The organism is Curvibacter cyanobacteriorum (assembly GCF_028649475.1).
Lineage (GTDB): Bacteria > Pseudomonadota > Gammaproteobacteria > Burkholderiales > Burkholderiaceae_C > Curvibacter > Curvibacter cyanobacteriorum.
Genome location: NZ_JAQSIP010000007.1, coordinates 245,537 through 265,221 on the forward strand (window position 1 = coordinate 245,537; position 19,685 = coordinate 265,221).

Below are 19,685 nucleotides of genomic sequence, written 5' to 3' on the forward strand. Positions count from 1 at the left end.
CTACTTTTTCTGAACATGGCAGCAATCATTTGTGGCTCCTTGGCCTTTGACACCATCATGACCTTCGAGGGCCGTTTTGCGGAGCAGATCCTGCCGGATCAGCTTCACATCCTGAACGTGTCCTTCCTGGTGCCGGCCTTGCGCCGTGATTTCGGGGGCTGCGCTGGCAACATCGCCTACGCCCTGAAGCTGCTCGGGGGGCAACCGCTGCCGATGGCCACGGTGGGCAACGACGGCGCTGACTACCTGCAGCGCCTGCAGGACCTGGGCATCAGCACCGAGTACGTGCGCCAGGTCAGCGACACCTACACGGCCCAGGCCATGATCATGACCGACCGTGACAACAACCAGATCACGGCCTTCCACCCGGGCGCCATGATGCAGGCCCACCTGACGGCCATCGAGGCCCGCCCCGATGTGCGCCTGGGCATCATTTCGCCCGATGGCCGCGATGCCATGCTGAGCCACGCTGCGCAGTTCCAGGCCGCAGGCATTCCGTTTGTGTTTGACCCGGGGCAGGGCCTGCCCATGTTCGATGGCTCCGAACTGGCCCGCTTCATCGAACAGGCGACCTGGGTCACCGTCAACGACTACGAAGGCAAGATGCTGTGCGAGCGCACTGGCTGGACGCCGGCCGACATTTCGCGCCGCGTCCAGGGCCTGGTGATCACGCTGGGGGCCGAGGGCAGCGAGGTTTGGGTCGATGGCGAGAAGACCCTGGTGCCGCCGGTCCAGGCCGAAGCCGTGGTGGACCCGACGGGCTGTGGCGACGCCTGGCGCGGCGCCCTGTTGTTCGGTCTGGAGCAGGGCTGGGACCTGGTGCGTTGCGCCGAGTTGGGCAGCCGCGTGGGCGCCCTGAAGATCGCCCAGCGCGGTCCCCAGAACTACCAGCTCAACTTCAGCGTTTGATCGCTTGGCTGTCCGGGCCCGCTGCGGCGGCGCCCGACAGGTTGAAAAAAAGCCCGAGGCCGTGAGGCGTCGGGCTTTTTTGTTGGCTGCACGCCGCTGCGTGCTGGCCCTCAGGGCTTGGTGCCCGTCGGAAAGGGCCAGGCGGCTTGCGGGTTCAGTTCGGTTTTGGCGGCCGGTGCGGCAGCCACCGGGGCCGCGGCAGGCTTGGCAGCGGCAGGCTTCTTGGCAGCGGCCTTCTTGGCCGGAGCAGCCGCCTTCTTGGCGGGTGCAGCAGCCTTTGCGGGGGCGGCGGCCTTCTTGGCCGGAGCGGCCGCCTTCTTGGCAGGTGCAGCAGCCTTGGCGGGTGCGGCGGCCTTCTTGGCCGGAGCAGCAGCCTTCTTGGCGGGCGCAGCGGCCTTCTTAGCCGGAGCTGCCGCCTTCTTGGCAGGTGCAGCGGCCTTCTTGGCCGGAGCTGCCGCCTTCTTGGCAGGTGCAGCGGCCTTCTTGGCCGGAGCGGCGGCCTTCTTGGCGGGTGCAGCGGCCTTCTTGGCCGGAGCGGCAGCCTTCTTGGCGGGCGCAGCGGCCTTCTTGGCCGGAGCTGCCGCTTTCTTGGCGGGGGCGGCAGCCTTCTTGGCAGGAGCGGCGGCCTTGGCCGGAGCGGCAGCCTTCTTGGCGGGTGCAGCGGCCTTCGGCGCGGCAGCCTTCTTGGCCGGAGCAGCGGCCTTCTTGGCCGGGGCGGCTACCTTCGGGGTAGCGGCTTTCTTTGCAGGTGCAGCGGCCTTCTTGGCGGCCGGTTTTTTCGCAGTTGCCATTATTTTCTCCTTGATCGGATTGCAAAGAGCACTTGCCGCACTGGGGTGCGCGACAAGCGATTCAGGGCCCTGGGCTCGTGCCCAAGGCCCTGAACTGGGGAGCGCAACGCCACGGCCAGCCATTCATTGGCGGCTGCGTGGTCGGTGGGCGTGAACAGGTGTGCCATGGCGTCGCGTCGATCAATCCCAGGAGAGCGCACCGCCCGATTGATACTCGATCACGCGGGTTTCGAAGAAATTGCGCTCTTTCTTCAGGTCGATCATTTCGCTCATCCAGGGGAAGGGGTTCTCTTCGTTGGGGAAGAGAGGCTCCAGGCCGATCTGGGTGGCACGGCGGTTGGCGATGTAGCGCAGGTAGCCCTTGAACATGGAAGCGTTCAGGCCCAGCACGCCACGCGGCATGGTGTCTTCGGCGTAGCGGTACTCGAGCTCGACGGCCTTCATGAACAGGGCCTTGATCTCAGCCTTGAACTCGGCCGTCCACAGGTGGGGATTCTCGAGCTTGAGCTGGTTGATCAGGTCGATGCCGAAGTTGCAGTGCATCGACTCGTCGCGCAGGATGTACTGGTACTGCTCGGCGGCGCCGGTCATCTTGTTCTGACGACCCAGGGCCAGGATCTGCGTGAAGCCCACGTAGAAGAACAGGCCTTCCATGAGGCAGGCGAATACGATCAGCGACTTCAGCAGGGTCTGGTCGTTTTCGGGCGTGCCGGTCTTGAAGTCCGGGTTCATGATCGCTTCGATGAAGGGGATCAGGAACTCGTCCTTGTCGCGGATCGACTTGATCTCGTTGTAGGCGTTGAAGATCTCGCTCTCATCCAGGCCCAGCGACTCGACGATGTACTGGTAGGCGTGGGTGTGGATGGCTTCTTCGAAGGCCTGACGCAGCAGGAACTGGCGGCACTCGGGCGCTGTGATGTGGCGGTAGGTGCCCAGCACGATGTTGTTGGCGGCCAGCGAGTCGGCCGTCACAAAGAAGCCGAGGTTGCGCTTGATGATGCGGCGCTCGTCTTCGCTGAGGCCGTTCGGGTCTTTCCAGAGCGCGATGTCGCGCGTCATGTTGACCTCTTGCGGCATCCAGTGGTTGGCGCAGGTGGCGAGGTACTTTTCCCAGGCCCACTTGTACTTGAACGGGACCAGTTGGTTGACGTCGGTTTGGCCGTTGATGATGCGCTTGTCCGCGGCATTCACGCGCCGTGTCGGGGCGCTGACATCCGTGTCGGATGCAGAGGGCGCGGCGTCGACCGTGCGGCTGTTTTGCAGGTCGCCGGCGGATGAATTTTGCGATGAGGGCTTGACTTCTTCGTCCCAGGTCAACATAAGTTTTCCAATGTCCGGATTATGAAAGCAGCCATGCAAATTGGAAAGTACCCAATGGGCGTGGCGCCTTCGTTTGTGAGAGGTTTGTTGTGCAATTGCATCGACCAAAAGCCCGGCCTGCAGCCGGGGCCGGCGGTGCTGAAAAGAGGAACCTTGAACCTGTCTTCAACACCGCCTCGGGCAGGGGGACGGGCGTCCGTGTCCACCTGCCCGCAGCGCCTCATTGGCAGGCTTCGCAGCCCGGGTCGTCAATGGCGCAGAACTTGATGTCCGTGGCCGGGATCGCATCGGCCTGAGCCCGTGCGGCGGAGGCAGCAGCCTCCAGTGCGCTGGGCTTGGCTTCGCTGGCCGACACACCCGAATCGCTGCCCGAAGACACCGAGTTCATGCGGCCCGCCGCGACGGTGGATTTCTCCGCGTGGGTGGCCCCCACAGTGCGCAGGTAGTAGGTGGTCTTCAAGCCACGCAGCCAGGCCAGCTTGTAGGTGTCGTCGAGCTTCTTGCCCGAGGCGCCGGCCATGTAGATGTTCAGCGACTGGGCCTGATCGATCCACTTCTGACGGCGTGCCGCGGCTTCGACCAGCCAGGTGGTTTCGATCTCGAAAGCGGTCGAGTACAGGGCCTTGATCTCTTGCGGCACGCGGTCGATCGGACGCAGCGAACCATCGAAGTGCTTGAGGTCCATGACCATCACGTCGTCCCACAGGCCCAGGCTCTTGAGGTCGCGCACCAGGTAGCTGTTGATGACAGTGAACTCACCCGACAGGTTGGACTTCACCGAGAGGTTGCCGAAGCTCGGCTCGATGGAGGCGTCCACACCGATGATGTTGGAGATGGTGGCGGTCGGGGCGATGGCCACGCAGTTGGAGTTGCGCATGCCGTCGGCCGCGATCTTCTTGCGCAGGGCGTCCCAGTCCAGCGTGGCCGAGCGGTCCACCTCGACGTAGCCGCCGCGGGCCTTCTCGAGCATGTCGATGGTGTCGAAGGGCAGCACGCCACGGTCCCACAGCGAGCCCTTGTAGCTCGAGTACTTGCCACGCTCACGCGCCAGTTCGGACGATGCCCAGTAGGCGTAGTAGCAGATGGCTTCCATCGAGCGGTCAGCGAACTCGACCGCGGCTTGCGAGGCGTAGGGGATGCGCAGCTCGTACAGGCTGTCCTGGAAGCCCATCAGGCCCAGGCCCACCGGGCGGTGACGCAGGTTCGAGTCACGGGCCTTCTTGACCGCGTAGTAGTTGATGTCGATCACGTTGTCGAGCATGCGCATGGCGACCTTGATGGTCTTCTTGAGCTTCTCGTGGTCGAGCTGGCCGTCCTTGATGTGCTGCAGCAGGTTGACCGAACCGAGGTTGCAGACCGCGGTTTCGGTGTCGCTGGTGTTGAGCGTGATCTCGGTGCACAGGTTGGACGAGTGCACCACGCCGGCGTGCTGTTGCGGCGAGCGCACGTTGCAGGCGTCCTTGAAGGTGATCCAGGGGTGACCGGTCTCGAACAGCATGGTCAGCATCTTGCGCCACAGGTCGGTGGCTTGCACGGTGCGGCTGGGCTTGATCTCACCGCGGGCGGCCTTGGCTTCGTAGGCCACGTAGGCGCGCTCAAAGTCGGTACCGAACAGGTCGTGCAGGTCGGGCACGGTGGAGGGCGAGAACAGGGTCCAGGTGCCCTTTTCCATCACGCGGCGCATGAACAGGTCGGGGATCCAGTTGGCCGTGTTCATGTCGTGGGTGCGGCGGCGGTCGTCGCCGGTGTTCTTGCGCAGCTCCAGGAATTCTTCGATGTCCAGGTGCCAGGTTTCCAGGTAGGTGCAGACCGCGCCCTTGCGCTTGCCGCCCTGGTTCACCGCCACGGCAGTGTCGTTGACCACCTTGAGGAAGGGCACCACGCCTTGCGATTCGCCATTGGTGCCCTTGATGTGCGAGCCCAGGGCGCGCACACGGGTCCAGTCGTTGCCCAGGCCGCCGGCAAACTTGGACAGCAGGGCGTTCTCCTTGATGGACTCGTAGATGCCGTCGAGGTCGTCGGGCACGGTGGTCAGGTAGCAGCTGGACAGCTGCGAGCGCAGCGTGCCGCTGTTGAACAGGGTCGGCGTGCTCGACATGAAGTCGAACGAAGACAGCACTTCATAGAACTCGATGGCGCGGGCTTCGCGGTCGATTTCGTTGAGCGCCAGGCCCATGGCCACGCGCATGAAGAACGCCTGCGGCAGCTCGATGCGGGTCTTGCGCACGTGCAGGAAGTAGCGGTCGTACAGGGTTTGCAGACCCAGGTAGTCGAACTGCTGGTCGCGTTCGGCCTTCAGGGCCGCGCCCAGGCGCTCCAGGTCATAGTGCAGCAGCTTCTCGTCGAGCAGTTCGTTTTCGACGCCCTTCTTGATGAACTGCGGGAAGTAGCTGGCGTAGCTCTGGGCCATTTCGGCCGGGCTGACGGCACGGCCGAGCACTTCTTTGGTGATCGTGTGCAGCAGCAGGCGCGCGGTGGCGTAGGTGTAGTCGGGGTCTTTTTCGATCAGCGTGCGGGCGGCCAGCACCGAAGCCTTGTACACCTCTTCCATGGGCACACCGTCGTACAGGTTGCGCATGGTTTCGGCAAAGATCGGTTCCGGCTTGACGTCAGCGCTCAGGCCTTGGCAGGCGGATTCGATCAGCGAGCGCAGGTAGCCCTCGTCGAGGGTGGTGTTCTGGCCGTTGTCCACCACATGCAGGTCGGGCGCCTTGGGCGCGGCTTGCTCGGTTTGGCGGGCACGTTCCTGGGTGCGGCGTTCGCGGTACAGCACGTAGGCGCGGGCAATCTCATGGTGGCCGTCGCGCATCAGGCACAGTTCGACCTGGTCTTGCACGTCTTCGATCGGGAAGGTGCCGCCACCGGGACGCGAGCGCACCAGGGCCCGCACCACGTTCTGGGTCAGCGAGTCCACCACCTCACGCACGCTGGCCGACGCCGCGCCTTGGGTGCCATGCACGGCCAGGAAGGCCTTCATCATGGCCACGGCGATCTTCTGCGGCTCAAACGGCACCACGGCACCGTTGCGGCGGATGATCTGGTAGTGCGCGAGCAGGGCGGGGACCACCGAATTGGTCGCCGTTTCATGGACCTGGACGGGACTTTTCGGGGTCGCGGCGGATGTGTTCTGTGCCACTTGCATGGTTTCCTCTTCTTTCGCTGTTTTTAGGGGGCTGCGAGTCACACGGATCGCATGGAATGGGGCAATGCAGTCGCCACAGGGGGCTGGCGCTGCACACTAGATCTAGGGGTCGAATGAGTTTAAGACACTACCGGTAGTGTATCAAGGCAGGAACACCCTTGACTTCGCACGGCTTTGATTTCGGGGCGCAACAGGCCCAAGTCACACCCTTTGGCGAGCCCCGAAAAATGGGGTTTTTCAGCCGCAAAGGCGCATGTTTACAAGCCCGCAACGGTGTTTCGGGCCGGCAAGCCGCATGCGGCTTGGGGAGGACTTGGGGATGGGGACCTGGAAGGGTCCGGTTAAAAAAATTCAGGGCTGAGGTTCTGACGCCACGCCCGCTGGGAAAACCCCCGAGGGCCAGGCCAGCCGCTGCATCAGTTCAGGCCAGGAAAACCCGGCACCTGGATCGTGCTTGCGACCTGGGGCGATGTGCTCATGACCGGCCACATGGGCAATCGGGTAATGGCGCCGCAGCGCCTGGCACAGCCCGCTCAGGGTCGCGTATTGTGCCACCGTGAAAGTGCTTCCCTCTAAACCCTCGAGTTCTATGCCTATCGAGTCGTCGTTGCAGTTGTCCCGGCCCCGGTAGTGGGAGCGGCCGGCGTGCCAGGCGCGGTCGTCGGCACTGACAAACTGCCACAAGGCGCCGTCACGTCGGATAAAGAAGTGAGCAGATACTTCTAGTCCGCGGATCTGCTCGTAGTACGGGTGCGCCGACCAGTCCAGCGTGTTGGTGAAAAGTCGCTGCACGCCGTCGCCACCGTATTCGCCGGGGGGCAGGCTGATGGAGTGCAGCACCAGCAGGTCGATCTGTGCCCCCGCGGGCCGGGGCCCGAAGTTGGGTGAACGCAGCACCTGGGCGGGGGCGTACCAGCCGTCCTGCCACAGGGGGGCATCAACTGGCGGGGTCATGGGGCTCGCCTTCCTGGGGGATTGGGATGTTCAGGCGCTCGATGCGGTAGCGGATCTGGCGCAGGCTCAGCCCCAGGCGCGCGGCCGCGGCGGTGCGGTTGAAATGGCTTTCTTCCAGCGCCCGGACCAGGATGGCGCGCTCCTGCTCGTCCAGATAGGCCTGCAGGTCGCTGGGCAGGGGCACGGCCCCGTCGGCCGGGCCGCCCAGCGCACTGGCCTGGGCGGGCGTTTGCCAGGGCTGGGCCGCCGCGGCGGTGGGCGCATGGCCCCGCGCGCCTTCCGCCGGGCGCAGCAGCTGGCCCACCGCCTGCGGGGCGGCGCTGTGGCCAGGGCCGGCAGCGGTCACGGGGGGCAAGGCGGTCACGGGCGCTGCATCCGCCGGGGGGGCGGTGCGGGCCGCGGGGTCGTCGTCGCTGGGCGCCACGCAACTCAGCCAGAGGGCCTGGTCCATGGCCAGTTCTTCGCCGTCGCTGAGGGCCACCGCCCGGTGCAACAGGTTCTCCAGTTCCCGCACGTTGCCCGCCAGCGGGTGGGGCTGCAGCAGGGCCAGGGCTTGCGGGGTCAGGCGCGGTGTGGGCAGGCCGGACTCGCGGCCGATGCGGTCCAGCAGGGCCTGGCACAGGCCGGGCAGGTCTTCGCGGCGCTCGCGCAGCGGCGGCACCAGCACCTCGATCACGTTGAGTCGGTAGTACAGGTCCTGGCGGAAGCGGCCCGCCTGCACATCGGCGGCCAGGTCTTTGTGGGTGGCGCTGACGATGCGCACATCCACCGGCACCTCCTGGGTCGAACCCAGCGGGCGGATGCTGCGCTCCTGGATGGCGCGCAGCAGCTTGGACTGCATGGCCAGCGGCAGGTCGCCAATCTCGTCGAGGAACAGGGTCCCGCCGCTGGCGGCCTGGAAGTAGCCCTCGCGGTCCTGCTGGGCCCCGGTGTAGGAGCCCTTGCGGGCGCCAAAAAACTCGGCCTCGAGCAGGTTCTCGGGGATGGCGCCGCAGTTCACCGCCACCCAGGGGCCCTCGCTGCGCTGGCTGCAGGCATGCACCGCCTGGGCGACCAGTTCCTTGCCGGTGCCGGACTCGCCCCGTATCAACACCGGGGCCATGCCGCGCGCCACCTTGCTGACGCGTTGTTTGACCGCCTGCAAGGCCTCGGACTGGCCCACCAGGCGCTCCAGCGCCTGTTGGCCGGGGGCGCCGGGCTGGGGCCAGGCCTCGGCGGCGGGGGCCGCGCTGCGCGTGGCCACCGGCCAGGGCGCTTGCCGGCCCTGGATGGCCGAGGCCACCACAGTGCGGAATTGCTTCAGGTCGACCGGTTTGGTCAGGTAGTCAAAGGCGCCCGCTTTGAGGGCTTCGACCGCGTTCTCGGCCGAGCCATAGGCGGTCATGACCACGCAGCGCTCGGGGCGCTGGCGGGCCTTGAGCAGCTTCAGCAACTCGAGGCCATAGCCGTCGGGCAGGCGCATGTCGGTGATGACGGCGTCAAAGGCGCGCTCGTCAAGGCACTGGCGGGCTTCGGCCACGCTGGCCGCGGCGTCGACCCGGTAGCCCTCGCGCAGCAGGGTCAGCTCGTAGAGCGTGCGCAGGTCGGGCTCGTCGTCAACGACCAGGATGTGGGCGGGGCCCGGGAGGGGGTGAGAGACGGTGCTTGCCATGGTGATCAGCCCCGCATTGTGTCAAAGGCCAGTTGCGATGGGGCGGCCGGCGCAGCCAGGGGGGTGAAGCCCAGCACGAAGGCGTTGCCGGCTTGCGGGCCACGCGCGGTCGGCTGGGGCAGGCGCTGGTAGCGGATGCGGGCGCCGTGGCGCTCGCACAGCTGGCGACAGATGTACAGGCCCAGGCCAGTGGAGCGGCTTTCTGACGAGAAAAAGGGCTCGAACAGGTGGCGCTCCACGCTCGCCTCCATCGGTGGGCCGTCGCTCCAGACCTGCAGCCAGGCGCCCTCGTGGGGCTCGACGCCGGTGCTGACCTGCAGCGAGTCCGGGTGCGGCCCCTGGTAACGCAGCGCGTTGTCGAGCAGGTTGACGAGCACGCGGCGCAGGTGTTCGCTGTCAAAGGCGATCCAGGCCTCGGGCGCCTGCAGCTTCAGACGCAGCGGCCGCGGCTGGGGCGCGTGGCGCTGCCATTCATGACAGACCAGCGCCACCTGCTCATCCAGGGCCATGGCACTGGGCTGCGGCAGTTGGTGCTGCACCCGCGCGATGTCGAGGATGTCCTCCACGATGCGGGTCAGGCGCTGGGCGTTTTGCTGCACCATCTGCACCAGCCGGCGCTGGCCGGGGTCTTGCACGTCTTCCTCGAGCAGCGCGTTGGCCTGCGCAATGGCCGCCAGCGGGTTGCGGATCTCGTGCGCCACCGCGGCGGACATGCGGCCCATGGCGGCCAGCTTCTCGGTGCGCAGGCGGGCTTCGAGCTCGCGCAGGTCCTGCAGGAACATCACGCACAGGTTGCCCGCCAGCGGGTCGCTGCTGGCGGTGAGCCGGGTGCGCACATGCACCTGGGCGCTGCCCTGGCTGGCCAGCGTCAGGCTGGCGTCCTGCACCTGGGGCTGGTGCTCGCTGAAGGTCTGGCGGGCCAGTTGCAGCAGGGGCTGCCAGTCGCTGTTGCGGCCCAGCCAGAAGCCGTTGACCAGTGCCTGCGCCTGCGGCCCCAGCAGTTCGCGGGCGGCGGGGTTCAAGGCCCGCACGGTTTCGCGCGCGTCGATCACCAGCAGGCCGTCGTGCAGGTTGTCGATCACCAGCGCATTGACCTGCGCCTGCACCCGCGCCGCCATGCGGTTGCTGTGGGACAGGCGCTCCTCGCGCGCCAGGCGCTGGGCCAGTTGGTGCACCAGCAGGCCAATCACAAAGTAGCCGCTGCCCGTGAGGCCGGCTTGCATGAACAGGCTGGCCGCGTCGGTGCCGATCTGTTGTTGCTGCACCCCGGCCTGGGCCAGCAGCATCAGGGTGCCGACGGCGGCCGTGAACAGGGTCAGCAGCCGCGAGCCCAGCGCCGCGGCCATCAGCACCGGCATGGCCAGCAAAGGGGTGTAGTTGACGTTGCCGGGTTGCCACCACTGCAGCAGCGAAAACACCAGCAGGTCGACGCCCAGCGTGGGCAGCCAGTGCGGGCCGAGCACGGGCGCGGGCGGGCGGTCTGCCGCGGCGATCCGGCTGCCCAGGGTGGCCCCCAGGTAACCGAGGCCCAGCACCAAGACGCCGATCTGCAGCGGTTGGGACAGCAATTGCCCGACCCCTTGCAGCGCCAGCAGCGCCAGGGCCAGCATGAGGCGGGCGGTCAGGAAACCGTGCCACAGGCGCGAAGGGGTGCGCACGGCGGAGAACAGCTCCGGGTCGTCAACGTCCAGCGGGCCGAACCACGAGGACATCGGCGCGTCGCCGTGGGCCATCAGCTGCGGCGGCTCCGGCGGTGCTCCGGGCTGCAGTAGTAAGGCGCGCTGCCACCGGGCCCGTCCGCCAGGGCGTCGGTGCGTGGCAGGTGCAGGCCGCACACCTCGCAGGCCACCATGTCCTGCGGGGCGGCAGGGGGGCGTGGGGCCGCGGGGCGCTGGGCCGCGGCGTCGCGCTCGGCCCGTTCAGCCAGGCGACCCTGGCGCCAGAACCAGTACACGCCCAGCGCGATCAAGACCACGGTGAGGTACTTCATACCGAACCTCCCCGCGGCAGCAAGACCTCCAGCACGAAGCGCGAGCCCACGTAGGCCAGCAACAGCAGGCCCGCCCCGGTGTAGAGCATGCGCATGGCCCGCTTGCCGCGCCAGCCAAAGCGGGCCCGGCCCACCAGCAGGGTGGCAAACGCCAACCACGACAGCACCGAGAAGACCGATTTGTGGTCCCACTTCCAGGCCCGCCCGTAGAGGGTTTCACCAAACAGCCAGCCCGCCAGCAGGGTGGCGCTCAGCAGCACGAAGCCGGCACTGACGAAACGGAAGGTGAGCCGCTCCAGCGTCAGCAGGGGCAGGCCACTGTGGGGGTCGGCCGCCTGACGGAAACGCTGCTCGGCCCGGGTCATCAGCCAGGCGTGCACCACGGCCGCGCCAAACAAGCCATACGACGCGATGCCCAGGGCCCAGTGCAGCGGCAGCCAGGGCGAGGCCGCCACATGCAGCGGCTGACCCGGGAACAACAAGGCCAGCACCACCGCCAGGCCACCCAGGCCGGCCAGGGCCCAGCGCGCCTGCAATTGGGGAAACAGCCGGCTTTCCACGCCGTACACGGTCAACACCAGCCAGGCGGTGACGGACAAAGCGGGGGCAAAGCCGAAGCGCGGGGTGTCGCCCACCACGCCCAGCACCAGCAGCGAGGCGTGCAGCAACCACGCCAGCAGCAAGGCGCCACGCACCGTCAGGGGGTGGCTGCGGGCGGCTTGGAGCGCCGGCACGGCATAGGCGGCGGCCGCGGCCACGCCGAGCATCACTTGACCGGTGGACGCACTGGATAAAATCATGGGTCACAGTTTAGCGTCTTGCACCCGGGTGCCGGGCGCGCTGCCCGCCGTCTTTGCAAGGCCTTGGCCTTGCTGGCCCAGCCCGCTCAACCCTTCACGGAACATCTCACATGGCCTCCGCCCTTACCGACAAACTTTCCCGCCTCGTCAAGCAGATGAGTGGCCAGGCCCGCATCACCGAGTCGAATGTGGCCGACATGCTGCGCGAAGTCCGCATGGCCCTGCTGGAGGCCGACGTGGCCCTGCCGGTGGTGCGCGACTTCATTGCCCGGGTGAAGGAAAAGGCCCTCGGCCAGGACGTGCTGGGCTCGCTCAAGCCCGGTCAGGCCCTGGTGGGCATCGTCAACCGCGAACTCGCCGCCACCATGGGCGAGGGCGTGGCCGACCTCAACCTGGCCACCCAGCCGCCCGCCATCATCCTGATGGCCGGTCTGCAGGGCGCGGGCAAGACCACCACCACCGCCAAGCTGGCCAAGCACCTGATCGAAAAGCGCAAGAAGAAAGTGCTGACCGTGTCGGGCGACGTGTATCGCCCGGCGGCCATCGAACAGCTCAAGACCGTCACCGCCCAGGCTGGCGCCGAGTGGTTCCCCAGCTCGCCCGACCAGAAACCCCTGGACATCGCGCACGCGGCACTGGACTACGCCAAGAAGCACTTCTTTGATGTGCTGCTGGTCGACACCGCCGGCCGCCTGGCGATTGATGAGGTCCTGATGACCGAAATCAAGCAGCTGCACGCCGCCTTGAAGCCCATCGAAACCCTGTTCGTGGTCGACGCCATGCAGGGCCAGGACGCGATCAACACCGCCAAGGCCTTCAAGGAAGCGCTGCCGCTGACCGGCATCGTGCTGACCAAGCTCGATGGTGACTCGCGCGGGGGCGCGGCGCTGTCGGTGCGCCAGATCACGGGCGCGCCGATCAAGTTCGCCGGGGTGTCCGAAAAGATCGACGGCCTCGAGGTCTTCGACGCCGAGCGCCACGCAGGCCGCATCCTGGGCATGGGCGACATCGTGGCCCTGGTCGAGCAGGTCACGGCCGGGGTCGACATCGAGGCCGCGCAGCGCCTGGCCGCCAAGGTCAAGAGCGGTGACGGCTTTGACCTCAATGACTTCCTGGCCCAGATCCAGCAGATGAAGCAAATGGGGGGCCTGTCCAGCCTGATGGACAAGCTGCCGGCCCAGCTCTCGGCCAAGGCGGGTCAGATGGACATGGACAAGGCCGAGCGCGACATCCGCCGCAAGGAAGGCATCATCTGTAGCATGACCGCACTCGAGCGCCGCAAGCCCGAGCTGATCAAGGCCACGCGCAAGCGCCGCATCGCCAGCGGCGCCGGCGTGCAGGTGCAAGAGGTCAACCGCCTGCTCAACGAGTTCGAGCAGATGCAGACCATGATGAAGAAGATGAAGGGCGGCGGCCTCATGAAGATGATGAAGCGCATGGGCGGCATGAAGGGCCTGCCCAAGATGCCGTTCTGAGGCCCGGCAGCGGCCGCCGCCGCGAGCGGCGCCCGCACCGCCCAAGCGCTCCCGAGGGAGCGCTTTTTTCTTGGCCGCCTCAGGCCGCGCTGGTTTCGCGCAGGCGCAGTTCGCCCTTGAGCGCGTGGCCCAGCGACTGGGTCACGGTCACATCGACCATCTGGCCGATCAGGCGCTGGCCTTGCGGGCCGGCCGGGAAGTTCAGCACCCGGTTGCACTCGGTGCGGCCCATCAGTTCGGGCGCTTCGGGGGTGGACTTGCGCGACGGGCCTTCCACGAGGATGCGCTGCACCGTGCCCACGCGGCTCTCGCCAATGCGCTTGACGTTGGCTTCGATCACCGCTTGCAGGTGCTGCAGGCGCTTGAGCTTGACCTCGTGCGGTGTGTCGTCGCTGAGGTTGGCGGCCGGGGTGCCGGGGCGCGGGCTGAAGATGAAGCTGAATGAGGTGTCGTAGCCAATGTCCTCGATGAGCTTCATCATCTTGCCGAAGTCCTCCTCGGTTTCACCCGGGAAGCCGACGATGAAGTCACTGCTCATCGCCATGTCGGGGCGGATGGCGCGCAGCTTGCGGATCGTGCTCTTGTATTCCATGGCGGTGTAGCCGCGCTTCATGGCCATCAGGATGCGGTCGCTGCCGTGCTGCACCGGCAGGTGCAAGTGGCTGACCAGCTTGGGCACGCGGGCATAGGCCTCGATCAGGCGCGGTGTGAACTCGTTGGGGTGGCTGGTGGTGTAGCGGATGCGTTCGATGCCGGGGATGTCGGCGATGTACTCGATCAGCAGCGCAAAGTCGGCGATCTCGCCGCTGTCGCCCATCTTGCCCCGGTAGGCGTTCACGTTCTGGCCCAGCAGGGTGACTTCGCGCACGCCCTGGTCGGCCAGGCCCGCGACTTCCACCAGCACGTCCTCGAAGGGGCGGCTCACTTCTTCACCACGCGTGTACGGCACCACGCAGTAGCTGCAGTACTTGGAGCAGCCTTCCATGATCGAGACAAAGGCGGTCACGCCTTCGACGCGCGCGGGCGGCAGGTGGTCAAACTTCTCGATCTCGGGGAAGCTGATGTCCACTTGCGGGCGCTCCAGGCGCTGGCGGGCCTGCAGCATTTCGGGCAGGCGGTGCAGGGTTTGCGGGCCGAACACCACGTCCACATAGGGCGCACGCTTGATGATCTCGGCGCCCTCCTGGCTGGCCACGCAGCCGCCCACGCCGATCAGCACCCCCTTTTTCTTCAGGTGCTGCACCCGGCCCAGGTCGGAGAAGACTTTCTCTTGTGCCTTCTCGCGCACCGAGCAGGTGTTGAACAGGATCAGGTCGGCTTCGTCCACGTTCTGGGTCGGTTCGTAGCCCTGGGCGGCGCCCAGCACATCGGCCATCTTGTCCGAGTCGTACTCGTTCATCTGGCAGCCGAAGGTTTTGATGAAAACTTTTTTGCTCATGGCGAAATCTCGTCGTTGGCGGGAGCGCACGCCGTGCTCGGCGGCCTCCGGGAGGGACATAAAAGCGGGGGCAGGCGGTGGCCGCCGCAGCGGCCCCGCGTCACTTCAGGTCGATGACCAGGTTGCTGCTGGGCGCCGCCGAAGGGCGCTTGAGCGCGGCTTCGGCGGCGGTCAGGATCCAGATCTCGTGCACCAGGCCGTGGCTGTCACGGGTGTAGTTCACGGTCAGGGTCTGGTTCACCAGGCTGCCCGACAGCACCATCAGGTTCTCGGTGTTGCGGATGCGCGCGCCCGGCGAGAGCCGCGTCTGCACCCCGTCCATCTGCACGATGGGGGGCTGGGTCACGACCAGGGTGCCGCGCAGTGCGCTGGCCGGAAAGTCGCGCACCTGGGCCAGCACCGGCAGGGCGCTCAGCGCCAGAGCGGCACACACGCTGCGCCAGGCCAGGCGCCTGGGCAGTGAAAAGCAGCGGTTCATGGTGTATATCCAGAGGCTGTGGGGAAGGGGCCGCTTGGGGCGGACAGGGCGTTCGCTGTGGCGTGGGACTCCGACACACGGTCGGCCAGCCCGGCGAAACTGCAGGGCCGAATTGTGCCAGACCCACTGTGCGGGCCCTGAAAATAGGGGCTTGGCCGGGGCACCCCGTCCACCGCCCCGGGGCCTCTGTAAGCTATCCCCTTTGAGCGGGTGGCGGTGCACCGTCCAGGGAGCCCGAGGCCGGGCTGCGGGCCGTTGGCTGGCGCCGGCCGCATGAAGAGAAAGCGTTCGACGATGATTGATGGATTGATTTCTGGTCGCCTGCATGGCGCTGCCGAGTCCCGCATGGACCGGCACAACCAACCTTTTGCCGTGGCCCGGGTGCGCGCCACCTCGAGCGAGGGCGAGAACCTGTTTGTCAATGTGATCGCCTTTGAGACCGAAGTGGTCGAGGGCCTGCTGGCACTGGGCGATGGCGACTCGGTGGCCTTGTCGGGCAGCCTGACGCCCCGCGTCTGGACCGACAAACAGGGCAACACCCGCCCCTCGCTCGACATGGTGGCCCACCAGGTCGTGACCGCTTACCACGTGAACCGCCGCCGGGCCACCGCCCTGGGCCATGACGACTCGGCCCTGGCAGGCCATGCGCACCACCCTCATTCCCACCCCGAGCGCTGAGCCGGGCCCCGCTGGCGCAGGGCCTGGGGGCCGAGCCGTGTCGCAGCGGCCTCGGCAGCCTCGGCAGCCTGCCCCGGCGGCCCGCGGGTGCTTTCTGGGGCCGGTCTGGCCCCGGCAGACCCGTGGCATGGCGGGCGCGGCGCCGGTCGCACCAGGCCTGAACCGACCAACCCCGGCCCCCCCGGACCGCCGACGATCTCCCACGATCCCCCATGAGCTCCGCCATGACCCACGAATCCCGTCTTGACCTGGCCTTGCGCACCCTGTTGACCGAACGCCGGGTGGCCGCCCTGGGCACCTGCACCGATGAGGGCGACCCTTTTGTGTCCCAGGTGCCCTACGCGATCGACCCCGACGGGCCCTCGCTGGTGATCTTGGTCAGCGGCCTGGCGGCCCATGCCCGCCACCTGGCTGCGCGGCCGCAGGCCTCGCTCCTGGTGGCCGAGCCCGAAGTGGCCGGGTCCCCCGTGCATGGCCTGGCCCGCGTCACCTTGCAGTTGAGCGCCGAGCGCCTGGCCCCGGACAGCGCCGCGGCGGTGCGGGCGCGGGCGCTTTACCTGAACCGCTTTCCCGAGGCCGAGCCGCTGACCGGGATGGCCGACTTTCGCTGGGTGGGGCTGCACCCGCGCTCGGCCCGCCATGTGGGCGGCCTGGGGGCCGCGCGCTCGCTCGACGAAGCCACGCTGCGGGCGGTCTTGCAGCGGGTCGGCCGCGACGCCGCCACGACCGGGGACGCTGCCGACCCTCTGAGCTTGGTGGCCGATGGCTGGCAGGCTGCGCCTGACGCGCCGCCGGAGCCCGTCACCGCGGAGGCCGGCAGCGAGGCCGAGGTCGCAGGCGCCGCCGAGCCCGAGTCCGATGCGCTGTGGCTCGAGCGCCATGCCCAGTGGCTGGCGCGTGAGGCCTTGAACCGGGTGAACCCGGCCCAGCCGCGCCTGGTCACGCTGTTGCAGCTGGGGGCCCAGCACAGCCGGGTGGTGTTTGGTGATGGCCGCACGCCGGCCCGCGTTTTGCCCTGGCCGGTGGGCGTGCAGGGCGTGGCCCAGGCTTTTTTCAGGCACGATCCGCCGCGCCCGATCGAGCTGGAGGACGCCATTGCCACCGTCGAAGACACGCTGATGCGCCTGGTGCCGCAGCTGCCCATCGGCTCGCGCCTGTGTGTGGTGGCCGACCCGACCCTGCAGCACATCGCCGAACTGGCCGGCACCCCAGGGCCCTGGCTGAGCCTGGAGGCCGTGGAGCGCTTGTTCAACCGGCTGTGCCGGGTGGCCGAGGGGCGACCCGCAGCGCAGGAAGGCTGGCCCGGGGGACGGGCGTTGGCGGCGGGGGTGTTGGTGGTGAGGGAGTTCATGCATCACCTGGCCTTCGACTCCGCCCAACTCACCCGCTAACGGTGTGCCCTGGCTACCGGATGGGCGCCATGCGTCGTTGGGCGGTGCTGGGAATCCTCACGTACCTGGAGTACGTTCCGGTTCCTGTGCTCCGTCCGCCTAGCCTGACACCCATCCGCTACGCCCGATAGGCCGTCGTTGGGGGGCTTGCGGCGTGATGGGGGCTTTCTCGGGCGCTGGGGAGAGCCTCAGGCCCGCGGGGGATTGTTCACAAAGGCCTGGATGGCGTCGATCAGGGCTTGGGGTTGGTCGCGGTGGGGGGAGTGGCCGCAGTGGGGGAGTTCCAGCAGGCGGGTTTGGGGCGCGCGCTGGGCGATGCCGCGGATTTGGGCCAGGGTGCCGTAGGGGTCGTCCAGGCCCTGGATGGCGAGCACGGGGCAGGTGAGGGTGGCCAGTTCGTGTTCGATGTTCCAGCTTTCAAACTCGGGCGCAAGCCAGATGCGGTTCCAGCCCCAGAAGGCCGAGTCGACGTCTGCGTGGTAGCGCGCCAGCCCGGCCCGCAGGGGGCTGTTGGGGGCCAGGTAGGCCTGCCGGGCTTCCTCGATGCTGGCCAGCGAGAGGGGTTCGACCAGGATGTGCGGCGCCAGCACGATCACGCCCCCCAGCGCCGCGTCCGCGCGGCTGGCGTGCAGCAAGGCGATCGAGCCGCCATCGCTGTGGCCCAGCAACCAGACGGGTGGGCGGCCTTCGGTGGGGGCCACGTCCAGGGCCTGCAGCAGCGCCGGCAGCACCTCATGGGCCTGCTGGTGCAAGAAGTCGGGCGCCCAGTGTTCGTCGGCGGGGCGCGGTGTCGACTGGCCGTAGCCCGGGCGCGAGTAGACCAGCCCGCGCCAGCCCAAGGCCTGGCACAGGCGCTGCGGGAAGTCTTTCCACATCGCCACCGAGCCCAGGCCTTCGTGCAAGAACACCAGCAGCGGGGCCTGCGTTGCCTCGGTGTGCAGCCACTGCAACTCGATCTCGACCGTGCGCTCGCGCCAGCGCAGGCGCACCCGTTCAGGGCGCGCGCTGGCGCCCGCGGTGGCGGCGTGGGGGGGCGCGCTCGGGCTCATGCGCTGGCGCGCTCCCGGTCGCGCAGCTTGAAGCGCTGGATCTTGCCGGTTGCGGTTTTGGGCAACTCGGCCAGGAACTCGATCTGGCGCGGGTACTTGTAGGGCGCCAACCGGTCTTTGACGAAGGCCTTGAGCTCGGCTTCGTCGGCGTGGCAGCCGGGCTTGAGCACCACAAAGGCTTTGGTCTTGGTCAGGCCTTCGGCATCGGCCACGCCGATCACCGCCGCCTCGAGCACGGCGCTGTGTTGCACCAGGGTGGCTTCGACCTCGAAGGGCGACACGTAGATGCCGCTGACCTTGAGCATGTCGTCGCTGCGACCCGAGTAGGTGTAGGTGCCGTCGGCGTTCTTGACGTATTTGTCGCCGCTCTTGGTCCAGGCCCCCTGGAAGGTGTCGCGCGATTTGTCGCGGTTGCCCCAGTACATCAGCGCGGCCGAGGGGCCGCGGATGTACAGGTCGCCTGGTTCGCCGTCGGGCACGGGGCCACCTTGCTCATCGCGCAGCTCGACCTCGTAGCCTGGCACGGGCGTGCCGGTGGTGCCGTAGCGCACCTGGCCGGGGCGGTTGGACAGAAAGATGTGCAGCATCTCGGTGGAGCCAATGCCGTCGATGATCTCCACCCCGTAGTGGCGGGTGAAACGCTCGCCGATGTCGGCTGGCAGGGCCTCGCCCGCCGACGAGGCCAGGCGCAGCGACACCTGACCCCGGGCCGGCAGCTTGGGCGAGCTCAGCATGCCGGCAAACCCGGTGGGGGCGCCAAAGAACACGGTGGGTTGGTGCTGCACCCAGCGCTGGAAGGTGGCGTCGGGCGTGGGCCGTTCGGCCATCAGCACGGTGGTGGCGCCCACGCTCAGCGGGAAGCTCAGCGCGTTGCCCAGGCCGTAGGCGAAAAACAGCTTGGCGGCCGAGAAGCAGATGTCCTGTTCGGTCAGGCCCAGCACCGGGCCGGCGTACAACTCGGCGGTCCAGTAGGGGTTGGCGTGGGTGTGCAGCGCCCCCTTGGGGCGGCCGGTGGAGCCCGAGGAGTAGAGCCAGAAGCCCGGGTCGTCCGGCCCGGTGCTGGCGGCCGCGGCCGCCGGGTGGCCTTGCTGCAAAAACTGTTCGAACTCGCCCGCGCCCTCGGGCAGGGGGCCTGTGGGGCGCGACACGATCAGGCTCTTGACCTCGTGGCTGGCCAGGGCCAACGCCGATTGCAGGGTGGGCAGCAGCGCGGCCGACACCAGCACCGCCTGGGCCCGGCTGTGCGCCAGCATGTAGGCGTAGTCGTCGGGGGTCAGCAGGGTGTTGACGGCCACCGGCACGACGCCCGCGTGCAGCGCGCCCAGAAAGGCCACCGGCCAGTCGTTGCAGTCGTGCATCAGCAGCAGCACGCGTTCCTCGCGGTGCACGCCGCAGGCGCGCAGGGCCGAGCCCAGGCGCCGGATGCGCTCGGCGAGCTGGCCGTAGCTCAGCGTGCCCAGGTCGTCGATGAAGGCCACCTTGTCGGCGCGGCGCCCATTGCGCTCGATCAGGTGCTGGGCAAAGTTGAAGACGGGTCCGGGCGGGGGAACAGCGTGGTGGGGTGTCAAGGCGGGTCTCCTGTTGGTTTTATGGTGAGCCTGTCGGACGGCTGAGGCCGG

The 19,685-nt window shown here is 67.8% G+C and carries 16 protein-coding genes; 4 read left to right on the forward strand and 12 right to left on the reverse strand.

The features are described 5' to 3' along the window. Positions 1-15 precede the first annotated feature (15 nt). Positions 16-909, forward strand: a complete 894-nt coding sequence (locus PSQ40_RS15775) for a carbohydrate kinase family protein (RefSeq protein ID WP_273952748.1) — start codon at positions 16-18, stop codon at positions 907-909. Positions 910-1,019: 110 nt separating this feature from the next. Here PSQ40_RS15775 and PSQ40_RS15780 read toward each other — a convergent pair whose 3' ends face one another. The 8 genes from PSQ40_RS15780 to PSQ40_RS15815 all read right to left on the reverse strand — a co-directional run bounded on the left by PSQ40_RS15780 (position 1,020) and on the right by PSQ40_RS15815 (position 11,557). Beyond that, positions 1,020-1,700, reverse strand: coding sequence for a histone H1 (locus tag PSQ40_RS15780; RefSeq protein WP_273952749.1), 681 nt, complete (start codon positions 1,698-1,700; stop codon positions 1,020-1,022). 180 nt (positions 1,701-1,880) lie between these two features. Further along, entirely contained in the window at positions 1,881-3,020 is a 1,140-nt protein-coding gene (locus PSQ40_RS15785; RefSeq protein ID WP_273952750.1) for a ribonucleotide-diphosphate reductase subunit beta, read from the reverse strand. A 220-nt stretch (positions 3,021-3,240) separates the two neighbouring features. Continuing rightward, positions 3,241-6,162 carry a ribonucleoside-diphosphate reductase subunit alpha gene (locus tag PSQ40_RS15790; protein WP_273952752.1) on the reverse strand — a complete coding sequence of 974 codons (2,922 nt, stop codon included), beginning with the start codon at positions 6,160-6,162 and terminating at the stop codon, positions 3,241-3,243. A gap of 351 nt (positions 6,163-6,513) precedes the next feature. Beyond that, entirely contained in the window at positions 6,514-7,116 is a 603-nt protein-coding gene (gene ampD / locus PSQ40_RS15795) for a 1,6-anhydro-N-acetylmuramyl-L-alanine amidase AmpD (RefSeq protein ID WP_273952753.1), read from the reverse strand. Next, positions 7,100-8,767 carry a sigma-54-dependent transcriptional regulator gene (locus PSQ40_RS15800; RefSeq protein WP_273952754.1) on the reverse strand — a complete coding sequence of 556 codons (1,668 nt, stop codon included), beginning with the start codon at positions 8,765-8,767 and terminating at the stop codon, positions 7,100-7,102. The genes ampD and PSQ40_RS15800 overlap by 17 nt, the downstream gene beginning before the upstream one ends. 5 nt (positions 8,768-8,772) lie before the next feature. Beyond that, positions 8,773-10,500: a sensor histidine kinase gene (locus tag PSQ40_RS15805; protein ID WP_273952755.1), complete on the reverse strand. Its 1,728-nt coding sequence runs from the start codon at positions 10,498-10,500 to the stop codon at positions 8,773-8,775. Beyond that, positions 10,500-10,757, reverse strand: a complete 258-nt coding sequence (locus PSQ40_RS15810; protein WP_273952756.1) for a PP0621 family protein — start codon at positions 10,755-10,757, stop codon at positions 10,500-10,502. The genes PSQ40_RS15805 and PSQ40_RS15810 overlap by 1 nt, the downstream gene beginning before the upstream one ends. Continuing rightward, complete coding sequence (locus PSQ40_RS15815) at positions 10,754-11,557, reverse strand: cytochrome C assembly family protein (protein WP_273952758.1); 804 nt, start codon at positions 11,555-11,557, stop codon at positions 10,754-10,756. The genes PSQ40_RS15810 and PSQ40_RS15815 overlap by 4 nt, the downstream gene beginning before the upstream one ends. A gap of 110 nt (positions 11,558-11,667) precedes the next feature. Between PSQ40_RS15815 and ffh the strand changes: the two genes are divergently transcribed. After that, on the forward strand, positions 11,668-13,032 hold the full coding sequence (gene ffh / locus PSQ40_RS15820) for a signal recognition particle protein (protein ID WP_273952759.1): 1,365 nt from the start codon (positions 11,668-11,670) through the stop codon (positions 13,030-13,032). A gap of 79 nt (positions 13,033-13,111) precedes the next feature. Here the strand turns inward: ffh and miaB are convergent, their stop codons facing one another. Together miaB and PSQ40_RS15830 are read right to left on the reverse strand one after the other, a co-directional pair. After that, a complete protein-coding gene (gene miaB, locus PSQ40_RS15825; protein ID WP_273952761.1) occupies positions 13,112-14,470 on the reverse strand; it encodes a tRNA (N6-isopentenyl adenosine(37)-C2)-methylthiotransferase MiaB in 1,359 nt (452 codons plus the stop codon). A 100-nt stretch (positions 14,471-14,570) separates the two neighbouring features. Then, positions 14,571-14,948, reverse strand: a complete 378-nt coding sequence (locus PSQ40_RS15830) for a hypothetical protein (protein WP_273952763.1) — start codon at positions 14,946-14,948, stop codon at positions 14,571-14,573. A gap of 294 nt (positions 14,949-15,242) precedes the next feature. Here PSQ40_RS15830 and PSQ40_RS15835 point away from each other — a divergent pair, with 294 nt between their 5' ends. Continuing rightward, positions 15,243-15,626, forward strand: a complete 384-nt coding sequence (locus PSQ40_RS15835) for a single-stranded DNA-binding protein (RefSeq protein WP_273952764.1) — start codon at positions 15,243-15,245, stop codon at positions 15,624-15,626. A 224-nt stretch (positions 15,627-15,850) separates the two neighbouring features. After that, positions 15,851-17,017 carry a pyridoxamine 5'-phosphate oxidase family protein gene (locus tag PSQ40_RS15840; protein ID WP_273952765.1) on the forward strand — a complete coding sequence of 389 codons (1,167 nt, stop codon included), beginning with the start codon at positions 15,851-15,853 and terminating at the stop codon, positions 17,015-17,017. A 188-nt stretch (positions 17,018-17,205) separates the two neighbouring features. Here the strand turns inward: PSQ40_RS15840 and PSQ40_RS15845 are convergent, their stop codons facing one another. After that, positions 17,206-18,066: an alpha/beta fold hydrolase gene (locus tag PSQ40_RS15845; RefSeq protein WP_273952766.1), complete on the reverse strand. Its 861-nt coding sequence runs from the start codon at positions 18,064-18,066 to the stop codon at positions 17,206-17,208. Next, on the reverse strand, positions 18,063-19,634 hold the full coding sequence (locus tag PSQ40_RS15850) for a benzoate-CoA ligase family protein (protein ID WP_273952767.1): 1,572 nt from the start codon (positions 19,632-19,634) through the stop codon (positions 18,063-18,065). Before PSQ40_RS15850 ends, PSQ40_RS15845 begins: the two co-directional genes overlap by 4 nt. Between the last annotated feature and the right edge of the window lie 51 nt (positions 19,635-19,685).